Annotated in this window: 20 protein-coding genes; 13 read left to right on the forward strand and 7 right to left on the reverse strand. The window is 73.1% G+C overall.

What is annotated here, in order from left to right:
* Nucleotides 1-47 precede the first annotated feature (47 nt).
* From HPS36_RS03335 to HPS36_RS03355, 5 genes are read left to right on the forward strand one after another with little or no spacing between them, the layout of a single operon-like run.
* The gene (locus HPS36_RS03335) at nucleotides 48-602 is read left to right on the forward strand and encodes a helix-hairpin-helix domain-containing protein (protein ID WP_173228493.1); all 555 of its coding nucleotides are present in this window, start codon (nucleotides 48-50) and stop codon (nucleotides 600-602) included.
* Nucleotides 603-655: 53 nt separating this feature from the next.
* The gene (locus HPS36_RS03340) at nucleotides 656-2,335 is read left to right on the forward strand and encodes an anthranilate synthase component I family protein (protein ID WP_173228494.1); all 1,680 of its coding nucleotides are present in this window, start codon (nucleotides 656-658) and stop codon (nucleotides 2,333-2,335) included.
* Nucleotides 2,332-3,033, forward strand: a complete 702-nt coding sequence (locus HPS36_RS03345) for an anthranilate synthase component II (protein ID WP_235681730.1) — start codon at nucleotides 2,332-2,334, stop codon at nucleotides 3,031-3,033. Before HPS36_RS03340 ends, HPS36_RS03345 begins: the two co-directional genes overlap by 4 nt.
* Nucleotides 3,026-3,946 (forward strand): aminotransferase class IV, encoded by a 921-nt coding sequence (locus tag HPS36_RS03350; protein WP_173228495.1) that lies wholly within the window; start codon nucleotides 3,026-3,028, stop codon nucleotides 3,944-3,946. Before HPS36_RS03345 ends, HPS36_RS03350 begins: the two co-directional genes overlap by 8 nt.
* Nucleotides 3,947-3,996: 50 nt before the next feature.
* Complete coding sequence (locus HPS36_RS03355; RefSeq protein WP_173228496.1) at nucleotides 3,997-4,467, forward strand: Rieske (2Fe-2S) protein; 471 nt, start codon at nucleotides 3,997-3,999, stop codon at nucleotides 4,465-4,467.
* A gap of 38 nt (nucleotides 4,468-4,505) precedes the next feature.
* Here HPS36_RS03355 and HPS36_RS03360 read toward each other — a convergent pair whose 3' ends face one another.
* Together HPS36_RS03360 and HPS36_RS03365 are read right to left on the reverse strand one after the other, a co-directional pair.
* Entirely contained in the window at nucleotides 4,506-4,952 is a 447-nt protein-coding gene (locus tag HPS36_RS03360) for a DUF5788 family protein (protein ID WP_137717088.1), read from the reverse strand.
* Between the two features lie 48 nt (nucleotides 4,953-5,000).
* On the reverse strand, nucleotides 5,001-6,110 hold the full coding sequence (locus HPS36_RS03365) for an ATP-binding protein (protein ID WP_173228497.1): 1,110 nt from the start codon (nucleotides 6,108-6,110) through the stop codon (nucleotides 5,001-5,003).
* A 112-nt stretch (nucleotides 6,111-6,222) separates the two neighbouring features.
* Between HPS36_RS03365 and HPS36_RS03370 the strand changes: the two genes are divergently transcribed.
* Nucleotides 6,223-7,011 (forward strand): YkgJ family cysteine cluster protein, encoded by a 789-nt coding sequence (locus HPS36_RS03370; protein ID WP_173228498.1) that lies wholly within the window; start codon nucleotides 6,223-6,225, stop codon nucleotides 7,009-7,011.
* Between the two features lie 33 nt (nucleotides 7,012-7,044).
* Here HPS36_RS03370 and HPS36_RS03375 read toward each other — a convergent pair whose 3' ends face one another.
* Nucleotides 7,045-7,965 (reverse strand): dihydrodipicolinate synthase family protein, encoded by a 921-nt coding sequence (locus HPS36_RS03375; protein ID WP_173228499.1) that lies wholly within the window; start codon nucleotides 7,963-7,965, stop codon nucleotides 7,045-7,047.
* A gap of 124 nt (nucleotides 7,966-8,089) precedes the next feature.
* Here HPS36_RS03375 and HPS36_RS03380 point away from each other — a divergent pair, with 124 nt between their 5' ends.
* Nucleotides 8,090-8,500: a TRAM domain-containing protein gene (locus HPS36_RS03380; RefSeq protein WP_173228500.1), complete on the forward strand. Its 411-nt coding sequence runs from the start codon at nucleotides 8,090-8,092 to the stop codon at nucleotides 8,498-8,500.
* 64 nt (nucleotides 8,501-8,564) lie between these two features.
* On the opposite strand, the gene HPS36_RS03385 is transcribed toward HPS36_RS03380, so the two are convergent.
* Entirely contained in the window at nucleotides 8,565-9,284 is a 720-nt protein-coding gene (locus HPS36_RS03385; protein WP_137717083.1) for a class I SAM-dependent methyltransferase, read from the reverse strand.
* 100 nt (nucleotides 9,285-9,384) lie between these two features.
* Nucleotides 9,385-9,777, reverse strand: a complete 393-nt coding sequence (locus HPS36_RS03390; RefSeq protein ID WP_173228501.1) for a PPOX class F420-dependent oxidoreductase — start codon at nucleotides 9,775-9,777, stop codon at nucleotides 9,385-9,387.
* 151 nt (nucleotides 9,778-9,928) lie between these two features.
* Between HPS36_RS03390 and HPS36_RS03395 the strand changes: the two genes are divergently transcribed.
* From HPS36_RS03395 to HPS36_RS03410, 4 genes are all read left to right on the forward strand, one after another.
* On the forward strand, nucleotides 9,929-10,201 hold the full coding sequence (locus tag HPS36_RS03395; protein WP_053771729.1) for a MarR family transcriptional regulator: 273 nt from the start codon (nucleotides 9,929-9,931) through the stop codon (nucleotides 10,199-10,201).
* Nucleotides 10,202-10,307: 106 nt separating this feature from the next.
* Nucleotides 10,308-11,324, forward strand: a complete 1,017-nt coding sequence (locus HPS36_RS03400) for a glycosyltransferase family 2 protein (protein ID WP_173228502.1) — start codon at nucleotides 10,308-10,310, stop codon at nucleotides 11,322-11,324.
* Between the two features lie 46 nt (nucleotides 11,325-11,370).
* Nucleotides 11,371-12,189 carry an imidazole glycerol phosphate synthase subunit HisF gene (gene hisF, locus HPS36_RS03405; protein WP_173228503.1) on the forward strand — a complete coding sequence of 273 codons (819 nt, stop codon included), beginning with the start codon at nucleotides 11,371-11,373 and terminating at the stop codon, nucleotides 12,187-12,189.
* Between the two features lie 95 nt (nucleotides 12,190-12,284).
* Complete coding sequence (locus HPS36_RS03410) at nucleotides 12,285-12,470, forward strand: DUF7511 domain-containing protein (RefSeq protein ID WP_006114234.1); 186 nt, start codon at nucleotides 12,285-12,287, stop codon at nucleotides 12,468-12,470.
* A 240-nt stretch (nucleotides 12,471-12,710) separates the two neighbouring features.
* Here HPS36_RS03410 and HPS36_RS03415 read toward each other — a convergent pair whose 3' ends face one another.
* Nucleotides 12,711-14,828 carry a glycoside hydrolase family 15 protein gene (locus HPS36_RS03415; RefSeq protein WP_173228504.1) on the reverse strand — a complete coding sequence of 706 codons (2,118 nt, stop codon included), beginning with the start codon at nucleotides 14,826-14,828 and terminating at the stop codon, nucleotides 12,711-12,713.
* 104 nt (nucleotides 14,829-14,932) lie between these two features.
* On the opposite strand from HPS36_RS03415, the gene HPS36_RS03420 reads away from it, so the two are divergent.
* Both HPS36_RS03420 and HPS36_RS03425 read left to right on the forward strand, forming a co-directional pair.
* Nucleotides 14,933-17,251, forward strand: a complete 2,319-nt coding sequence (locus tag HPS36_RS03420) for an alpha-amylase family glycosyl hydrolase (RefSeq protein ID WP_173228505.1) — start codon at nucleotides 14,933-14,935, stop codon at nucleotides 17,249-17,251.
* Between the two features lie 110 nt (nucleotides 17,252-17,361).
* Nucleotides 17,362-18,423: a TrmB family transcriptional regulator gene (locus HPS36_RS03425; protein WP_173228506.1), complete on the forward strand. Its 1,062-nt coding sequence runs from the start codon at nucleotides 17,362-17,364 to the stop codon at nucleotides 18,421-18,423.
* Nucleotides 18,424-18,453: 30 nt separating this feature from the next.
* Here HPS36_RS03425 and HPS36_RS03430 read toward each other — a convergent pair whose 3' ends face one another.
* Nucleotides 18,454-19,491 carry a DUF7551 domain-containing protein gene (locus HPS36_RS03430; protein ID WP_173228507.1) on the reverse strand — a complete coding sequence of 346 codons (1,038 nt, stop codon included), beginning with the start codon at nucleotides 19,489-19,491 and terminating at the stop codon, nucleotides 18,454-18,456.

Consider the following 19,491-nt stretch of genomic DNA (forward strand, 5'->3'; position numbering starts at 1 on the left):
TGCGGCGGAGAGGGTTTTTAAATATCTCGCACGTGTAGCCGCCGGCAATGGCTCTACTCCAGAAGCTCAAAGAGAAGCTCGGATTCGGGAGCGGTTCGGGCGAGCGCGAGTCCGGCGAGACGGAAGTGACGGTAGAGCGGGAATCGGAGCCGGCGGCCGAGCCGCCCGCGGCCGACGAGCCCGCGGCCGGCGATTCGGTCGAGCCGGACGACGCGGAACCGGCGGAAAGCGAGTCGAGCGACGCGGAACCGGCGGAGAGCGAGGCGGACGACGTCGACGAGGAGGCGGTCGCCGCGGAGACAGAGGCGGCCGCCTCGACGGAGTCGCTCGTCGACGACGAGGGCGCGGGGGCGGACGAGGCGGCCGAGCAGGCGGAGGCCGCGGCGGGCGAGGCGGACGACGTCGCGGTCGACGACGACGACCGCGGCCCGAGCGTCGAGGAGATCAAGGGGATCGGCCCGGCGTACGCCGAGCGGCTCGCCGAGATCGGGATCGAGACGGTGGCCGACCTCGCGGACGCGGACGCCGCCGAGGTGGCGGAGGGCACGAGCGTCGGCGAGAAGCGCGCCGCGACGTGGATCGACCGCGCGAGCGAGTTCTGACGGGCCGGTCGGGCGACCGCAACTGTTTCCTCGCGCCCGCCGAACGGAGTCCCATGAGGCGAACGGTACACACCGACCGGGAGCGGTTCCGCGCGGTCGCGGCCGCGGCGCCGGACGGCGCGCGGGTCCCGGTCGAGATCCGGGTCGCCGTCGACGACCCCTTCGACGCCTACCGCCGGGCGCGGGACGGCCCCGGCGGCGTCTTCTACGAGACGACGGGCGGCCAGTCCGGGTGGGGGTACTTCGGCGTCGACCCGATCGAGCGGCTGACCGTCGCCGCCGAGGCGGTCGTCGCCGGCGCGGGCGGCGCGGACGGAGCGGAGCGCGGCGAAGGGGCGAACGGAGCGGGCGACTACCGGCGCCCGTCGGCCTCGCTTTCGGCTTTGGAGGGCGTCCTCGACGGCGAGACGCTGGCGCGTGGCGACTGCGAGGTGCCGTACCCGTGCGGCGCGTTCGGCTGGCTCTCCTACGACGTGGCGCGCGAGTTGGAGGCGTTCCCGCCGGCGCCGCCCGCGGGCCCCGGCGCGGTCGACGACCGCGGGCTCCCGCGGCTCCAGGCCGCGCTCTTCGACCGGATCGCGGCCTGGGAGTGTCCGGTGGATGCCGAGGACGGCGACGACGACGGCGGGACCGTCACGCTCCGCGTGACCGCCTGTCCCCGTGTGCCGGCGGGGCTCGACGACACCGAGGCCGACCGCGAGGCGCTCGACGCGCTGTTCGACGAGGGGCGGGCGCGGGCCGCCGACCTGATAACCCGGATCGAGACCGGGGACGCGGCCTCTGGGGCGCCGCCCGACCCGGCCGCGGAGAGCGCGACCTTCGAGAGCGACGTGGGCCGCGAGGGGTACGCCGACGCGGTCCGGCGGGTCAAGGCGTCCGTCCGCGACGGCGACACGTTCCAGGCGAACGTCTCGCAGCGGCTGACCGCGCCGGCCGCGGTCCATCCCGTCGAGGCGTACGACGCGCTCCGCGAGGTGAACCCGGCGCCGTACTCCGGGCTGATCGAGTTCGGCGACCGCCCGACCGGCGGCGACCTCGTGAGCGCGAGCCCGGAGCTCCTCCTGGCGCGCGAGCCGACCGACGACCCCGACCGCGGCGCGCGCCTCGTCACGGAGCCGATAGCGGGGACGCGGCCCCGGGGGGACACGGAGTCGGCCGACGCCGGGCTGGAGGCCGAGCTGACCGGCGACGAGAAGGAGCGCGCCGAGCACGCGATGTTGGTCGATCTGGAGCGCAACGACCTCGGGAAGGTGTCGCGGTTCGGCACGGTCGAGGTGAGCGAGTACCGACGGGTGGACCGCTACAGCGAGGTGATGCACCTCGTGAGCCTGATCGAGGGCGAGGCCTGCCCGGACGTGGGGCTCGCGGACGCGGTCGCGGCCTGCTTCCCCGGCGGGACCATCACGGGCGCGCCGAAGCCGCGGACGATGGAAATCATCGACGAGCTGGAGCCGACGCGCCGCGGGCCCTACACCGGGTCGATGTTCGCGGCCGGGTTCGACGGCCGCGCGACGCTGAACATCGTCATCCGGACCCTCGTGCGCCACGCCGCCGAGTACCACCTCCGGGTCGGCGCGGGGATCGTCCACGACTCGGACCCGGACGCGGAGTACGAGGAGACGCTCGCGAAGGCGCGCGCGCTGGTGAGCGCGGTCGACGAGGCGCTCGCCGCCGGCGACATGGCGGTCGAGCCGGAGGACGGGCCCGCGCCGGAGGAGGTGACCGAGCGATGACGGGCGACATCGACGGCGGCGGCGTCGACGCGGCGGCCGACGGCGGGAGTAGCGACGCGGCGACCGCGGCGGCCAACGTCAACGCGCGGGGCGGCTGGCGCCCCGGCGCGGGAGACGCCGACGCCCGGGTCCTCGTGGTCGACAACTACGACTCGTTCGCGTACAACCTCGTCCAGTACGTCGGCGAGGTCGCCGGCGCGGTGACGGTCCGGCGGAACGACGCGGTCGACCTCGCCGGGATCCGCGCGCTCGACCCGGACGGCGTCGTTGTCTCGCCCGGCCCGGGGACGCCGGCGGAGGCGGGCGTCTCGACCGCGGTCTTCGAGCTCGACCGGCCCGTGTTCGGCGTCTGCCTCGGCCACCAGGCGCTGTGCGCGAGCGGCGGGAGCCGCGTCGGCCACGCGCCGGAGGTCGTCCACGGGAAGCCGTCGACGATCACCCACGACGGCGAGGGCGTCTTCGCCGGGCTCCCCGACCGCCTTCGGGTCGGACGGTACCACTCGCTGTGCGTCGAGCGCGAGGACCTCCCCGACGAACTCGTCGAGACCGCCCGCACCGACGAGGAGCGCGAGGTCGTGATGGGCGTGCGCCACCACGAGAAGCCGCACGTCGGCGTCCAGTTCCACCCGGAGAGCATCCTGACGCCTCGCGGGAAGCGCATGGTCCGGAACTTCGTGGAGGTGTGTGAGGATGCGTGACGCAGACGAGGACGCGGAGCGACTGTACCACGTCGACGGCGACCTCGTCCCCACCCCGGAGGCGACCGTCTCGGTGGAGGACCGCGGGTTCGCCTACGGCGACGCCGCCTTCGAGACGATGCGCGCGTACGGGGGCGCCGTCTTCCGGTGGGACGCGCACGCGGACCGGCTCCGGGACACCTGCGAGACGCTCGGGCTCGACCACGGGCTCGCCGACGCGGACCTGAAACGCCGGGTCGACGAGACCCTCGCCGCGAACGACCTCGCGGACGCGTACGTGAAGCTCTCGGTCACTCGCGGGGTCCAGCCGGGGACGCTCGACCCGAAGCCGGCGGTCGACCCGACTGTCGTCGTGATCGCGAAGCCGCTCGCGCGCGGCGGCGTCGGGAGCGACCCGGTCCACGACGGCCCGGCCGCGCTCCAGACGACGAAGACGCGCAAGCCCGCCGACCGCGCGATCCCGGCCGCGGCCAAGACCCACAACTACCTCAACGGAATCTTGGCTCGACTCGAACTGCGGGTCACGGGCGCCGACGAGGCCATGCTGCTCGACCCGGACGGCAACGTCGCGGAGGGCGCGACCGCGAACCTCTTCTTCGCCGACGGGACGGCCCTGAAGACGCCGTCGCTCGACGGCCCGATCCTCCCCGGCGTCACCAGGGCGACCGTGATCGAGGTCGCGGAGGAGGAGGGGATCCCGGTGGAGGAGGGGACGTACGCACCCGACGCGGTGCGCGAGGCCGACGAGGTGTTCCTCACGAACTCCACCTGGGAGGTCCGGCCCGTGGCGACCGTCGACGGCATCGCGGTCGACGGCGACGGCGAGGGGGTCGCCGGCCCGCTCACGACCCTCATCTCCCGGCTGTTCGACCGGCGGATCGAGGAAGCTCACTACGACGGCGAGCGGCTCTGAGGTCGGCGGGGGACCACAGCGTTCAAATCGGCCCCATCCCACCGGACAATATGGACGAGAGCCGCCGGATCGCCGGCGTCGAGGAGGTCCCGGAGGAGAGCACGCTGCTCGCGACACTGCGCCCGGTCGACCCCGAGTCGGTCGACGAGGGAGAGGGCGACCTCGGCGAGGGCGAGGACGGCGGGCCCGAGGTCGAGGCGATCCTCACGCGGGCCGCCGGGGAGGTCCGCGCGTTCCGGAACTACTGTCAACACTGGACCGACGTGCGCCTCGACAAGGACGACGGGGCGTTCGTGCGCAACGGCGAGGTGTTCTGTCAGACGCACGGCGCCACCTTCGAGGCCGACGGCGGCTACTGTAACTTCGGTCCCTGCGAGGGCGCCGTCCTCGAATCGGTCGGCGTGACGGTCGCGGACGACGCGGTGTACCTCGACGACGACGCCTACGAGTTCGTCCGGCTCGGCCCCTCCGCGGGGAAGGGCGACGGCGGCGGCTCGCGGATCGACTTCACCGGGAACTGAGCGCGGCCGGGGGCCGCGACCGCGCCCCTCGCCGGCGGTCAGAACCGCGTGCGACCGCTCCCGCCGCCGGCGTCCTCGCGGCCGAGCGCCTTCTTCAGGAAGTTCATCCAGCGCTTCTGGTCGGCGGCCTCCTGGCGCTTGGCCTCGGTCTCCGGGTCGGGCGCGTCGAGCCCCTCCAGCGCCTCCAGCGCGCGGTCGATGCCGATGATCGACGCCGCCAGCCGCTCGCCCTCCTCGTAGCTCACCTCGTTGTCCTCGATCGGCGCCAGGCGGTCGAGCCGCTCGCGGCGGAGGTTCCGCTTGGCGCGCTCGACGCGGTCGCGCTCGCCGGGCGGGACCGAGTCGCGCCGCTTGATCTCGAAGACGAACGACCGGAGGTCGATCGCCTCCCCCTGGATCTCGATCGACTCCGGGATGTCGACGCCGATCGTCGACGACTCCCGTTCGACCCGCTCCAGGAGCTGTTTTCGCTCGAACTCCTTCACGCTCGATCGGTAGGTCGCGGGCGCACTTCGCTCCTTCGCCGGGCGCCGTCAGGCCGACGGCGCCGGCCGCTCCCTCGCCGGGAGGTAGAGCCGGACGACGTTGCCGCGGGGGTCCCGCCGCTCGAACTCGAGTTCTCCCCCGAGCGACTCGATACACCACTTCATGACGAAGAGGCCGACGCCCGTCCCGTGGCGGGTGTTCGTCACCTCGCCGAACGCGTCGAGGGCGTCGACCTCGGCCTCCGGAATGTGCGGGTTCGCGTCGACGACGCGGATCTCCACGCGCCCGGTGTTCGGCGACGGGCGGACGGTCACCTCGACGGTCGGGTCCGGCTCGTCAGCGTGCCGGACCGCGTTCTCGACCGCGTGGCGAAGCGCGTGGTCGAACGCGGCGTCGACGTGGATCCACATGGGTCGGCGCTCCTCGACGACGAACTCGGCGTCGGGGTATGACGGTTCGAGCGCGGCGACGACGTCGCGCGCGGCGGCGGCGGCCCGTCGGTGCGAACGCGGCGGCTCCGACCGACAGACGGCCTGCTGGATCTCCTTGACCGAGGTCGCGACGCCGCCAAGCCCCACCGCGGCCTCGCGCGCATCCGCGGCAGCCTCGCGAACGCCGTCGTCGTCGGTCGCCCGAAGGATCTCGCCGGTGTACCCGATGATCTTGTTCGCCTCGTTCCGGAGGTTATGTCGGAGCACGCGCCAGAACAGTGCCTCGCGCCGGCTCGCAGCGTAGTGCTCGCTGATGTCGCGCACCTCGGCGAGGACTCGTCTCGTGCCCGTCCCGCGCTCGCCGTCGCCGTCGGTTCGTCGGTCGGCGTCGCCCTCCGGCCCCCGGTCGCCGGACCACGGGGAGAGCGAGACGCGGACCCAGACCAACTCCCCGTCACGCCGCTTGATCCGCCACGTGAACTCGGGCGAGCCGCCGGCGGCGGCCTCGCGGAGGCGCTCGGCGAACTCCGACTCGGAGAAGCGGTACGTGTTGGCGGTGTATCGACCGACTGACAGCCCGCGGAGCTCCGCGGTCGAGTACCCGACGAGCGACTCCAAGCGGTCGTTCGCGCTCTCTACAGTACCGTCGGCGACGTCGAACAGCGCGATACCGACCCGGAGGGAGTCGTACGCCGGTGGCAGTCGCGCGTGCGGCTTCGCGGCCATACGTGTTGACTCGTCTCCTGCCCGGTCATGGGGCTTGCTAAGAGGGATATATATCGCTCCGGTTCGCTCGGGACCGTCGGGGTTTTTCGCGCGCGTCACGGAAGGGTAACACATGAAGTCGCTCGAAGCCGAACTCAACGCCGCCCGCGACCTCGCGGTCGCGGACCTGGCGGACGCCATCGAGTCCATCGGGTTCGAGTGTACGCGCTGCGGCGGCTGCTGTACCGGCTACGCCCCCGACGAGCCGGGGGGCGCGCCCGCGGGAGAGGGGGCAGACGAGGGGGGCTCAGACGGCGACGGCGATACCCCCGACTGCCACGACGGCGACGACGCCGACCGCGAGCCGCACACCGCGACCGTCTTCCCGGACGAGGTCCGGCGCGTCGCCGCCGCCGCCGAGGACGAATCCGGCGAGGCGTACGACTGGCGCGACGTGGCGCGGCCGATGCCGTTCGGCCTCGACGCCGACGGGGACGGCGACCCGGTCGGCGAGACGTTCGAGTGGGCGCTCGCGACCGACGGCTGCGGCGACTGTACCTTCTACGAGGAATCGGGCGGGGAGGGCGCCTGTACCGTCCACGACGCGCGACCCCTCATCTGCCGGACCTACCCGTTCAGCGTCGCCCTGGAGGGAACGAGCCAGCCGATGGGCGAGGCGGTCGACGAGGCGGGGGTCGTCCGCGCCCACGAGTGCGAGGGGCTCGGCCGCGACATCTCCCGCGAGGACGCCGAGGAACTGGCCGCGGCGCTGAAGGAGCGCGCGGTTCGCGAGCTCGAAGAGGCCATCGGCGTGCGCGACGGCTACGACCCGACTGCGCGCGAGCGGGCCGACGGGGACGTCGTCGTCTTCGACTCCGAGGGCCCGAAGGAGGCCGACGGGACCCCGATCGGCGGGGAGTAACGGGAGCGGAGACGGGTCTCGGTCGGGGCGTTCTCAGACCACGTCCAGCGCCGCGTCCACGTCGTCGCGGATCGCCTCGCGGGCGGCCTCGTCCGGGAGCGTTAGCGGCGGGCGCACCGCCGGGTCGGGGATGAAGCCGCGGTGCGCCGCCGCCACCTTCGTCGCCGGCGCGAAGCCGTGGTCGGCGCAGCGGGCGAAAAGCGGCGCGACCGCGCGGCGGTGGAGCGCCAGTGCCCGCTCGTCGTCGCCGTCGCGGATCGCCTCGCCGAGCGCGTCGAAGACCTCCGGGATCGCCTGCGAGAGCGCGTGGATCCCGCCGTCGACGCCGAGGCTCGCGCTCGGGTACAGCTGGGCGTCGACGCCCTGGAAGACGGCGAAGTCCTCGGGCGTGCCGCCGATTTTCGCCTCCAGGCCGGTGAGGTCGCCGGTCGTGTCCTTCATTCCGATCACCGACTCGCGGGCCGCCGCGTCGGCGAGCGCGTCGAGGTCGATGCCCTCGCCGACCGTCGCCGGGATGTCGTACAGCAGGATCGGGAGGGGAGCGTCGTCGGCGACGGCCTCCAGGAACGCTCGCTGCCCGTCCGGGTCCGTCGACGTGTGGTAGTAGGGAAGCGTGACGAGCCCCGCGTCGGCTCCGGCCGCCGCGGCGGCCGACAGGTGGTCTCGGACCCGCGAGACGGCGGTGTCGGCCGTGCCGGCGATGACCGGGACTCGCCCGTCGGCCGCGTCGACGACGGTCTCGATCACGGTCCGCCGCTCGCCGTCGTCGAGGCTCGCGAACTCGCCGGTCGTCCCGCAGGGGACAACCCCGTCGATCCCGGCCTCGACGAGCGCGTCGACGTGGCTCGCAAGGGCGTCGGCGTCGACCTCGCCGCCGGGGGCGTCGCCGTCGGCGGCGAACGGCGTCACTATCGGCGGCGAGACGGCTGCGTCCGGCAGATCGAAGATTGGCATGGACGGCCCTTCGACCGGTGCCGACAAAGTCGTTGGTACCCGCCGAACGCTTGCCGCCCGGCTCCCTAACAGTGTCGGCGGTACAACTATACTGGCCCGCTTCTAGTCTTCGATGGAGTCTACTATGGAAATCTCCGAGAAGCTCCTCTGTCTGTTCAGCGCGGAAGTTCGCGAGGCCGACGACGGCGAGTACGTCGTCGACGTGCCCAACCGAGAGATCGAGACCGGGTCGCTGGAGCCGGGCGAGACGTACCGCGTCGCGCTCGTCGCGCGCGACGGGGCCGCGGCGTCGACGGACGACGCCGACAGCGCCCCCTCCCGGAACAACGACGGACCGCAGCCGCCGGTCGAGCCCGGCGAGATGCGGTACGTCGAGATCGAGGACCTCGGCAAGCAGGGCGACGGGATCGCCCGCGTCGAGCGCGGCTACGTGATCATCGTCCCCGACACCGAGGTCGGCGAGCGCGTGAAGATCGAAGTGACCGAAGTGAAGTCCAACTTCGCCGTCGGCGAAGTCGTCGAAGAGGCGGGCTGAAGCGACGGCGAAGCGCGGCGGCGGTTTCTGACGGCGGGACAGGCGACGAGCGGCGGCGCGCCGCTCACTTCCCGTCCGGTACCCTGGCGTCCCAGTACGACACCGAGGCGACGTAGTCGCCGGGGATCGTGTCGCCCGCGAGCTCGTCGAGCGCCCGGAACGGCCGCGCGACCGCGCCCGGCAGCTCGCGGTAGAAGCCGTACGGCAACACGAAGTCGTGCTCCTCGTTCGCGAGTGTGAGCCCCGCGTCGCCGAGCATGGCGGCGACCTGGCGCTCCGAGTAGAGCCGCGATCCCATCGGGAGCAGCCAGGTGTACAGCGTCCGCAGGCTGCGGCTGTTGAACGTGTCGAAGAACACCTGGTCGCGGCTGACCCGACGGAGCTCCTTCGCGAACGGGACCGGGTCGTCCATCAGGTGGAAGAATCGCATCGCGACGACCGTGTCGAAGTGGTCATCCGGGAACGGGAGCCGCGAGGCGTCGCCGCGGAGGAACTCGACGGCGTCGGCGTGCCCGGCGGCGGCGACCTTCTCGCGGGCCTGTTCGAGCATCTCGCGGGAGACGTCGAGCCCGACGACGTCCGCGCCCTGATCGGCGAGCATCGTCGTGAACCGTCCGGTGCCGCAGGCGACCTCCAGCACGCGGTGACCGGGATCGATGGGCCCCAACGCGGCGAGGACGGCCTCCTTCTCCCGGCGGTCGATGAGCTGTCCGCCGCCGGAGAAGCGGACGTCGTCGTACTCCTCGGCGACCTCGTCGGCCTGGTACCAGTCCTGTCCCTTCACGTTGTCCGTGGTGGACGCCCGACCGACAAAACCGTACTGGAAGCGGTCCGACGGGGACCTCGGTTCGGGCGGTCCGAGCCGTTCCGACGGCGGTCGTCGGTCACCCGCTCGTGGCGACGTTCTCGGCGGGGATCTTCACGATCACGCGGGCGCCCTCCTCCTCGTCGTGGTGCGGATACTCGTCGACGCCGAAGTACCGGCGGGCGAGCTCGTCGATGTGGTCGCGCGCCCCCTCCTCCGTCAGTTCGGCCTCGCCGCGGACGGAGACGTAGCGGTACGGGTCGTCGGGGTCGAGCACGCTGACGCCGACCTTCGGGTTGTGGCGGACGTTCCGCTCCTTGCGTCGCCCGCGGGCGGTGTTCACGAGGACGTACTCGCGGTCCTCGTGGTCGACCCACACCGGCGTGACGTGGGGGAGGCCGTCGGGCCCGACGGTCGCGAAGTGCGCGTACGACTCGGCTTCGAGGATGTCGACGTGGGACTCGGGGATCACGAGCCGGCGTACGGGCCGCCGCCGGAAAACACGCCTGATCGATCGTGTATGAGAGCGAGCCGAAGAGTGATATTAACACATTATATTATCACAGGCGGATTCCCCTATATGTAGCCAACCTTTACCACTACCCACGGGATTCGTGTGAGACATGAGTACCAGTCCCGCGGAGACCGCTGACCAGGACCGCCTGTCGGAGAGCGAGTATCGCGACCGCCTGCGCGAGCTTCCCCCGAGCGCGAAGCTCGTCGCGAAGGTACTGGAGGGGGACGCGCCCCTCTCGCAGGGCGGCCTCGCCGAGGAGTCGCTGCTGCCCGACCGCACCGTCCGCTACGCGCTCAACCGCCTCGAGGAGGAGGGCCTCGTCGACTCGCGGTACAGCTTCAAGGACGCGCGCAAGCAGGTGTACTACCTGACGATCTGAGCGGCCCTCGGACCGTTATCGCCGGCCGCAGTCGGCGCGGCGTCGGTTCGGGCCGATCGAACGCACACGTTGCCCTTTTTACCTCCTCGCCCCGATAGCGGGTCGTATGGACCTCTCGGTCGTCGTCCCGACGCTCAACGGTCGGGACCGGTTGGCCGCCTGCCTCGACGCGCTGGCGGCTAACGCCCCCGACGCCGAGGTCATCGTGGTCAACGGCCCCTCGGCCGACGGCACGACCGGCATGGTTCGCGACCGCGACGACGTCGACGTGCTAGTCGAAATCTCCGACCGGACGGTGAACGTCGCCCGCAACGCCGGCATCGAGGTGGCGACGGGCGACGCGGTCGCGCTGGTCGACTACGACAACCGCATCGAGCCGGGGTGGCGCGACGCGGTCGCGGACGGCCTCGACGCGGCCCCCGTGGTCTCGGGCCCGGTGACCCCGATCCCGCCGAGCGAGGCGGACGGGGACGCGGACCGCGCGGCCGACGCGGCGGCCGACGATCCGAGCGAACCGGAGCGCAACCGGATCGCCGGCCGGGACGTCACCTACTTCGAGGGCGGGAACGTCGCGTTCCGGCCCGAGGCCCTCCGCGACCTCGACGGCTTCGACGAGTACCTCCGGGTCGGCGGCGCGCGCGACGCGGCCCACCGACTGGCGCGCATGGACCGCGAGGTGGCGTGGCGGCCGGAGATGACCGCGCGGAAGGAACTGCCGACCCCGACCGCCGCGGACGGCGGACGCAGCGCCCACGAGTGGGGCTGGAAGTACCGCGGGCTCGCCTATCGCCTTCTGAAGAACTACGGCGTGCGGCCGACCGTCCTCTTCCGGACGGGGTCGCACGCGATCGGCGACGCCGTCGGCGCGGCGCGGGACGTCGTCCGCGGTGAGTCGACCCCCTCGCGCTGGGCCGCGACGGGTCGCGACGTGATCGTCGGGCTCACCGGGGGCGCCTCCGACGGGATCGTCGCGCGGCGGCGGGACCGGAGCCCGGCAAAGAACCCGAACGGCGTCTCGACGCGCGCGGACCGCGCCGTCGCGAAGTACGACCGACGAGGGGAGGCGGGCCGCGACGAGGACGCGGCGGCTGACGAAGCGGCCGGCGCGACCGACGCCGAGTGAGCCCCGCGCCTTTTAACCGACGGCGCGGTCTACGCTTCGCCAACGAATGGGACTCACGAAGCGCATCATCCCCTGTATCGACGTCGACCTCGACGACGACGGCGACGCCGCGGTGTACACCGGCGTCAACTTCGAGAACCTGGAGTACACGGGCGACCCCGTCGAGCTGGCGAAGAAGTACAACGAGGCGGGCGCCGACGAGTTCGTCTTCCTCGACATCACCGCCAGCGCCGAGGGGCGGGAGACGATGCTGGACGTGGTGAACGCGGTCGCCGACGAGTGTTTCATCCCCCTGACGGTCGGCGGCGGCATCCGCACCAAGGCCGACATCAAGGAGACGCTCCGCGCCGGCGCGGACAAGGTGTCGATCACGACCGGCGCCTTAGAACGCCCCGAGCTCATCGAGGAGGGCGCGGCCGCGTTCGGCAGCCAGTGCATCGTCATCTCCGTCGACGCCCGCCGCCGGTACGACGACGAGGGCGACCACTTCTACGAGGACGAGGACGGCGAGACGGTGTGGTTCGAGTGTACGAAGAAGGGCGGCCGCGAGGGCACCGGCATCGACGCCGTCTCGTGGGCGAAGGAGGCGGAGGAGCGCGGCGCGGGCGAGCTGTTCGTCAACTCCATCGACAAGGACGGCACGAAGGACGGCTACGACGTGCCTCTGATGAAAGCGGTCGGCGAGGCCGTCTCCACCCCGCTCATCGCCTCCTCCGGCTGCGGGGGCCCCGAGGACATGTACGAGGTGTTCACGGAGGCGAACGCCGACGCCGGGCTCGCGGCCTCCATCTTCCACTTCGGCGACTACTCCATCGAGGAGACGAAGGCGTACCTCGACGAGCGCGGCGTGCCGGTGCGGCGCTGAGCGCGGCCCGGCGCGGGAGTAACTACGCCCGTAGTTTCTATTTTTGCGCGACTGAAACCAACAGTTATTATCCGACCGAGCGCGAATCATGACGTATGTCCACGTCCACGTCATCCGCGCGTGTTCGCGACGGGTCGCCCGAACTCGTCTGTAAACGGACGGACGGCGACGGCGGCGGCGAGGTGACGTTCTTCGAGCGGGACGTCGACCCGGACGAGCGGACCACCCGGTGGATCACGGTCCGCGAGTCCGACTGCGTGCCCCGCGACGAGTGGCGATAAGAGCGGTTTTGTCGTGGTTTTGGGGTTTATTTATAAATCGTCGTGAGCGGAGCGGCGGCGAACACCTCCGAAGCCCCAGTCCCGGCCCGGACAGCACCGCAGCCTCACACCTCCCCAGCCTCGTCGGGCGCCGTCGCTTCGCTCGGCGCCCGACTCCCTCGCGGCCTCCGCTTCGCTCCGGCCGCTCGCAGGCACGCGCCGCCCGCAGCTAATTACTTATAAATAGCCGTCCGAGGTCGGTCAGTCGTCGTCCGCGGCGGCGCGGTCGGCGAACTGCGGCAGTTCGTCGTCGAGCAGCGCGACCGTCGCCAGCCGGATCGCGTGCGGCCAGCCGAGCGGGGTCGCGCTGTCGGGCGTCCCGTCGTCGAAGAACTGCTCGGGGAGGTACGTCGTCGGCTCGCACAGCGAGCCGCCCGGCGAGACGTGCGCGAGCAGGTCGCGGGCCCGGGCCGTCATCTCGGCGGCGCGCGGATCGTCGTGCGCCGCGAGCAGGGCCGCGAGCTCCGCGCAGGCGTTCGCGCCCCACGCGGTCGAGACGGTCCACACCTTCTCCGAGAGCTGGTCCGCCCGGCGCCAGCCGTCGCCCTCGTAGCGGATCAGGCCGGCGATGTCGTCGGTCTCGTGAGAGAGGCCGTCGACGACGGTCTCCACGTGCGAGACCAGTCGGTCGAGGCGCTCCTCGTCGACCGCGCCGCCCTCGCCGTCCGCCGCGCCGAGCGCGTCGAACGAGCGGTGCGCGGCCGCGAGCGCCAGCGTCGCGGAGTCGAGCCGGTCGTCGATGCCGCCGTCGAGCGTCTCGCGGACGGCGTAGCAGCCGCGCTCGGGCACCCACAGGTCGTCGAGCGCCGCGTACACCTCGCGGGCCCGATCGCGGGCGTGCGCGGCGAGGTCGTCCGGCAGCGACGCGGCGCCGGGCACAGCGTCGGGGTCGTCGAGCGCGTCGACGCTGAGCCCCTCGCCGTGCCGCGCGAGCTCGCTGTACGCCTCCAGGAACGTCGCGGCGGTATGCGCGAACCGGCCGGCCGAGTCCTCCCACGCGTTCTGACAGACGACGGGGCGGCCGTCGGGTTCGAGCGTCCGGTCGAGGCCCGCGAGCGCGGCGACCAGCGTGGCGTCGAGACCGTCCACGTCGACGCCCGCCGCCCGCGCTCGGGCGAGGTACGCGACGACGCTGCCGGTCTGGTCGGCCTGGTAGTCCACGTCCGGGCCGTCCTCGATGCGGGCGTTCGCCCAGCCGGGCGCGAGCGCGCCGTTCCGCGGCCACACCCGGTGGGGCCAGGAGCCGTCCGGGCGCTGCGTGTCGACGTACATGCGGGCGGAGCGGGCGTGCCAGTCGTCGAGGTCGAGGCCGACCGCGTCGGCGGCGCCGAGCAGGAACCCGGATATCTCCGCGTCGTCGCGGAACCACGTGTAGCCGTAGCCGCCGGAGTGCTCGTAGTAGGGGTCGAAGTCCGGCCCCGCGATCCGGAGCCCGGACGGCGCGGAGAGCAGCGAGAGGACGCGTAAGTCCGCGACGACCGACTCGCGGGCGGGCGCCGAATCCGGCACCGACGGGAGCGCGTCGGCGGCCGCCTCGGCGAGCGCGTCGACGCCGTCGAGGTCGGCGAAGAGGTCGTCGAGGCGCTCGCGGGCCGCCTCGCGGTCGGTCTCGGCGCGGTCGGTCAGGAGCGTGGCGACGGTCGCGACCCCGTCGTCGAACGGCACGTCGGCGATGACCTCGCCGGAGAGGCGCTCCTCCTCGTAGCGGTCGCCGTCGCGGTCGCGCGGGAGCTCGGTTGGGTCGTCGTCGAGCAGTTCGGGGAACGTCGCCGGGAGCTGGCCCCGGAGGTCGGCGAAGCCGGTCGCGCTCGCGAGGAAGTCGTGCTCGTCGGCGTGGTACACCTCGACGGCGTCGTCGTAGCGGAGCTGGCCGACGCGGTCGTCGCGGCCGTCGGGCGCGAAGCGGGCGTAGACGACGAGCGAGGCGTCCGCCGGGTCGACGTCGCCGTCCGCGAACTCGACCGACGCCCGGGTGAGGTGCGCGTCGCCGAGCGTGAGGTCGTGGCGGGTCACCGTCGCGCGCGGCGTCTCGTGGACCGTCTCGACCAGCGCGGTGTCGCCGACGTACCGCTGGCTCGTCTCGGCCTCGTCGAGCCAGGCCACCTCGTCGCCGACGGCGAGGCCGATCCGGGACCGGACGAGCCCGGTCCGGCCGGTGAGCGGGTAGCCGAAGTCGCGGAGTTCGCCGTCGTCGCCGACGTGGACGAGCCGGCCGTTTCCGCCCGAGAACCGGCCGGAGACGGTGCGCCGCTCGCCGGGGAAGCGCGTCCCGTCGCCGGCGTGGCGCTTGTAGTCGTCGAGGGCGTCGCGGAGCTGCATTACGCGAACACACGCCACCGCCCGGTATGAACCTTTGGTGTAATTATTGTTCATTCGTTTGGGAAACGGAAACCCTCAAACCGCGGCGCGACGAGAGGCGGAGCGTGCACGAACCCGGCCCCCCGCGAACGACGAGCGTCGGCGAGCCAGTCGAGCTGGCGCCGCGGTCGCCCGACCCCGACGGCAGCTACCGCTGGACCGTCCGCGACGCGCCCGCCGACAGCGACCTCTCCCCCGGCGACGGCCCCGACCCGACAGCGACCGGCCCGCCGAGTTCGGCGACGACGGTCGACCCCGACGGCGAAGGGGAGTCCGCGACCGGGACCGACGGGCCGACGGCGGTGCTGCGGGCCGGCGAGACGGGCCGCGACGACGACCCGGTCGTCCACCTCGCGCCCGACGCCCCCGGCACCTACATCCTCGCGCTCGACGCGCCCGACGGGACCCACCGGCAGCGCGTCCGCGCCTTCCCCGACGAGCGCCGCGAGGCGGAGATCCGCGTCCCGGCCGACGACCTGGGCGTCGAGGACGGCGCGGTCGACCGCGTCTCCCTGCTGTGGCCGCACAACGAGAACCGGCTCGCGCTCGACCGCGCCGCGCGCGACGGCGACGAGTGGGTCGCCTCGGTCCGCGTCCCGCCGGGGCGACACGGGTTCGGCTTCGTCCCGGACGGCGACCGCTCGGCGGCGTACCACGGGGAGTGCGAGGTGCCCGGTCCCGGTCGGCCGCGGCTCTCGCTCGACGCGTCGGTCGTCGAGGCCGACGACCCGGCGGCGAGCGACCGGCTCCGCCTGACCGCCGCGGTCGAGCCCGCGCCCGCGGTCGACGGCGTCGAGCGCGGCGGCGACCCGGACGCGCTCGACGCGACGTTCCTCGTCGACGACCGCGACGCCGACCCCGAGACGGTCGCGGCGATCGAGTCGCGCGCGGACGGGCGGACGCTCTCGGTCCCGCTCGACGACCTCCCGGGTTCGGTCCGGATCCACGCGGTCCCGCACGGCGAGCGGTACGGGGCCGCGGAGACGGTTCGGATCGAGCGGGAGGGCGCGGAGTCCGGCGGCGACGGACCGGTCGCGGTGCGCGACCCGAACCCGGCGCCGGAGTGGGCCGAATCGCCGACGATCTACGAGGTCTTCGTCCGCTCGTTCGCGGGCGACACGCTCCCGACGACGTTCGCGGAGATCGAGCGCCGAGTCGAGTACCTCGACCACCTCGGCGTCGACGCGCTGTGGCTCACCCCCGTCCTCGCGTCGCCGACCGAGCACGGCTACCACGTCACCGACTACTACGACACCGCCGCGGACCTCGGCTCCCGCGAGGCGTTCGAGTCCCTGGTCGAGGCGTGCCACGACGTCGGGATCCGCGTGATCTTCGACCTCGTGATCAACCACACCTCCCGCGACCACCCCGCGTTCCAGCTCCACTCGGCCGGCATCGACGCGTACGCCGACCACTACCGCCGGACCGACGCGGCCGCCGACGTGACCGGGATCGACTGGGCAGAACTCGGCGACGGGGACGCCCCGGACTACTACTTCGAGTGGGGCCGCATCCCGAACCTCAACTACGACAGCCCGGCGGTCCGCGAGTGGCTGCTCGACGTGGTCGACGAGTGGGCCGGCGTCGTCGACGGCTTCCGCGCGGACGTGGCGTGGGGGGTCCCGCACGGCTTCTGGAAGGAGGTCGCCGACCGCGTCCCCGACGACACCCTCCTGCTCGACGAGACGCTCCCGCACGACCCGTTCTACGGCGAGGGGGAGTTCCACCGCCACTACGACACGTCGCTGTACGAGACGCTCCGCGCCGTCGGCGCGGGCGACGAGCCGGCGGACGCGGTCGAGACCGCCCTCGCCCGCGGCGAGTGGCTCGGCTTCGACGACCCCGCCGCGCAGATGCGCTACGTCGAGAACCACGACGAGGACCGGTACCTCGCGGAGCACGGCCGCGAGGCGCTCCGCGCGGCCGCGGCCGTGACGTTCACGCTGCCCGGCGCGCCGATGATCTACGCGGGCCAGGAGCGGGGCAACGAGACGTACCGCGGCCCGATCCGGTGGCACGACGGCGACAACGACCTCACCGACTTCCACCGCGAACTGGCCGCGCTGCGCGACGCCGAACCGCTCCTGCGCCGCGGCGGGGTGTCGTTCGACGGCCGTGCGGCCGACGCCCGCGTCGTCGACGGCGACGCCGAGCGCGTGGTCGCCTACGAGCGGACGCCGCCGACGGGCGCGGGAGTCGGTGACGCCGCAGCGAGCGGCGACGCCGACCCCCTGCTCGTCGTCGTCAACTTCGCCGCGGAGCCGGCGACCGTCGCCGTCCCCGGACCGGTCGAGGCGGACCTGTTCGGCGACGGGAGTACGGTCGAGGGCGACGGCGAAGGCGAGGTCCGAGTCGCGGTCGACGCCGTCGCCGTGCTCCGATAGCGGTCGACGCCGTCGCCACGCTTCGGAGAGGGTCCGGCGTCGCCGACCGGCGGCGCGGCGAGGTCGCCCGGTACCGACCCTTATAAGTGTCGCTCGGAAGAGGCGTTCGTATGGACGACCGGACGCTGACCGACCTCCTCCGTCGCTTCGGGCTCTCGGACAAGGAGGTCGACACCTATCTCAGTCTGCTGGAACACGGCGAGGCGAAGGCGAGCACCGTCGCCGACGCGGCGGGCGTCTCGAAGCGGTACGTCTACAGCGTGAGCGAGTCGCTGGCGGAGCGCGGCTTCGTCGAGGTGAACGACCACGTCGTGCCGACGACGATCCGCGCCAACCCGCCGGACGAGGTCATCGACCGGCTCCGGTCCGACGTGGACGCGATGCGGCCCGGACTGGCGGAGCGGTACTCCCGCGTCGAGCGCCAGGCCGAGCAGTTCGAGGTGATCAAGTCGCGGGCCACCGTCATCAAGCGGATCCGCTCGCTGCTCGCGGACGCCGAGAGCGAGGTGGCGCTGTCGATCACCGCGAAGCAGCTCCCGGAGGTGAAGGAGGCGCTCGTCGAGGCGGTGGACCGCGGCGTGCTCGTCCTGCTCGTCGTCTCCGACGCGGCCGCGGACCTCGACGCCGACGACCCCGGGCTGGCGGGCGTCGCGAACGTCGTCCGGACCTGGAGCGAGGCGATGCCGACCCTGCTCACCGTCGACTCCGCGGCCGGGGTCGTCTCCCCGCCGGAGCTGCTCCGCCGGTCGACCACCGACCGGCAGGCCATCGCGTTCGCGCAGGAGCAGCTCGCGCCGGTGATCGTCGGCTCCTTCCTCGGGAACTACTGGCCCGCCGCGACCGAGCTGGCCGTCGCCGACCCGGCGCCGCTCCCCGCCGAGTACACCGACTTCCGGCACACCGTCCTCCAGGCGACCCTGCGGCTCCGCGCCGGCGACCCGCCGCGGGTGACCGTCGGCGGGCGGTGGACCGACGACGACGAGCCCGCCGAGGTCGTCGGGCGCGTCGTCGAGACGAAACAGGGGATGGTGGAGCCGACGAACAACGAGTTCCCCGTCGAGCACTCGCTCGTCGTCGCGACCGACGACGGCGAGGTCACCGTCGGGGGACAGGGCGCGTTCGTCGAGGACGTCGAGGCCGACCTGGTGCGGATCGAGCCGGACGAGGAGTAGGGCGGCGACGCTGGCGTCGAGACGCGGCGGTCAGTCCGCCGACGGGACCGACGCGGTCGACGGGCCGCCGTCGAGGGCGGGCGCGTCCGGGTCGACCCGGACCCACCAGTCGGAGCCGGTCGCGTCGCTCCCGGCCGCGCCGAGGAGGGCGATGCCGGCGGTCCGGCCGCGCGAGTCCCGGCGGCACAGCTCCAGCGCGGCCGGGAGCGTCGCGACCCGTCCGTCGGCGGGCGACAGCGCGTACCCGGAGACCCGGACCGTCGCGTCGGCGGTCGGAGCCCCGTATCCCGCGGCCGATTCCGCCTCGTCGACGCGCTCGTACCCCTCGACGAGACCGACGGCCGCGAGGCGGTCGAAGGCCGCGTCGACCGGGTCGGCGGCGGCCGGCTCCGACGGTTCGGGGAGGCGCTCGGCGGCGTCGGCCAGCACCGACGCCTGCGCGCCCGGGTCGAGGTGCCGGTCGAGCGCCGTCGCCATCGCTTCGAGCAGGCAGAGACAGAGGTCGTCGGGGTCGGCGACGCGCTCGGCGAGCGAGAAGTACGCGTTCATTACGGCCGACTCGGCACGGTCGTGCCCGCCGGCGGAGAGCGCCTCGAACGTCGCCGCGGCCGCCGCGTGGCAGAACTCGACGCGGTCGCGGGCCCGGCCGCGCCCCCCGGCCTGGTCCGCGCGTCGGCGGTCCGTCGGTGCGTCGTCCCCGCCGGGACCCCGGTGAACGGTGCCGTCCACGATCCGGTCCGCCAGCTCCGCGGGCGGCGACCCGCCGTCGCCGGGGGCGAACGTCGGTCCGTCGTCGTCCCGCCCCGTCGACTCCGACGGCGGCTCCGCGAACTCCTGTCTGACGACCACGTCGTAGAAGGGGAGTTCGGGGTCGTACCGCCGGAGGGTGTCGCGGTACTGCTCGGTCGCCCGGGCCGCCGCGCGGGCGGTCTCGCGGCTCTCGAAGCGCAGCCCCGCGGCCGGCACGGGCCGGTCGCCGTACCGCGCGCAGACGAGCGAGAACTCGCCGTCGTCGGCCGCGAGCGATTCGATGTGGTCCGCGATGTCGAGTAGGGTGGTTCCGATCAC

It is taken from the genome of Halorubrum salinarum (assembly GCF_013267195.1).
GTDB classification, from domain to species: domain Archaea; phylum Halobacteriota; class Halobacteria; order Halobacteriales; family Haloferacaceae; genus Halorubrum; species Halorubrum salinarum.

Excerpts from the sequence above, each read along its gene's own strand:
- HPS36_RS03410 (WP_006114234.1), top strand. The coding sequence starts at position 12,285 with ATGTCCACGTCCACGTCATCCGCGCGTGTTCGCGACGGGTCGCCCGAA.
- HPS36_RS03340 (WP_173228494.1), top strand. The coding sequence starts at position 656 with ATGAGGCGAACGGTACACACCGACCGGGAGCGGTTCCGCGCGGTCGCG.
- hisF (WP_173228503.1), top strand. The coding sequence starts at position 11,371 with ATGGGACTCACGAAGCGCATCATCCCCTGTATCGACGTCGACCTCGAC.
- HPS36_RS03375 (WP_173228499.1), bottom strand. The coding sequence starts at position 7,965 with ATGCCAATCTTCGATCTGCCGGACGCAGCCGTCTCGCCGCCGATAGTG.
- HPS36_RS03415 (WP_173228504.1), bottom strand. The coding sequence starts at position 14,828 with ATGCAGCTCCGCGACGCCCTCGACGACTACAAGCGCCACGCCGGCGAC.
- HPS36_RS03355 (WP_173228496.1), top strand. The coding sequence starts at position 3,997 with ATGGACGAGAGCCGCCGGATCGCCGGCGTCGAGGAGGTCCCGGAGGAG.
- HPS36_RS03350 (WP_173228495.1), top strand. The coding sequence starts at position 3,026 with ATGCGTGACGCAGACGAGGACGCGGAGCGACTGTACCACGTCGACGGC.
- HPS36_RS03345 (WP_235681730.1), top strand. The coding sequence starts at position 2,332 with ATGACGGGCGACATCGACGGCGGCGGCGTCGACGCGGCGGCCGACGGC.
- HPS36_RS03335 (WP_173228493.1), top strand. The coding sequence starts at position 48 with ATGGCTCTACTCCAGAAGCTCAAAGAGAAGCTCGGATTCGGGAGCGGT.
- HPS36_RS03365 (WP_173228497.1), bottom strand. The coding sequence starts at position 6,110 with ATGGCCGCGAAGCCGCACGCGCGACTGCCACCGGCGTACGACTCCCTC.
- HPS36_RS03380 (WP_173228500.1), top strand. The coding sequence starts at position 8,090 with ATGGAAATCTCCGAGAAGCTCCTCTGTCTGTTCAGCGCGGAAGTTCGC.
- HPS36_RS03395 (WP_053771729.1), top strand. The coding sequence starts at position 9,929 with ATGAGTACCAGTCCCGCGGAGACCGCTGACCAGGACCGCCTGTCGGAG.
- HPS36_RS03370 (WP_173228498.1), top strand. The coding sequence starts at position 6,223 with ATGAAGTCGCTCGAAGCCGAACTCAACGCCGCCCGCGACCTCGCGGTC.
- HPS36_RS03400 (WP_173228502.1), top strand. The coding sequence starts at position 10,308 with ATGGACCTCTCGGTCGTCGTCCCGACGCTCAACGGTCGGGACCGGTTG.
- HPS36_RS03425 (WP_173228506.1), top strand. The coding sequence starts at position 17,362 with ATGGACGACCGGACGCTGACCGACCTCCTCCGTCGCTTCGGGCTCTCG.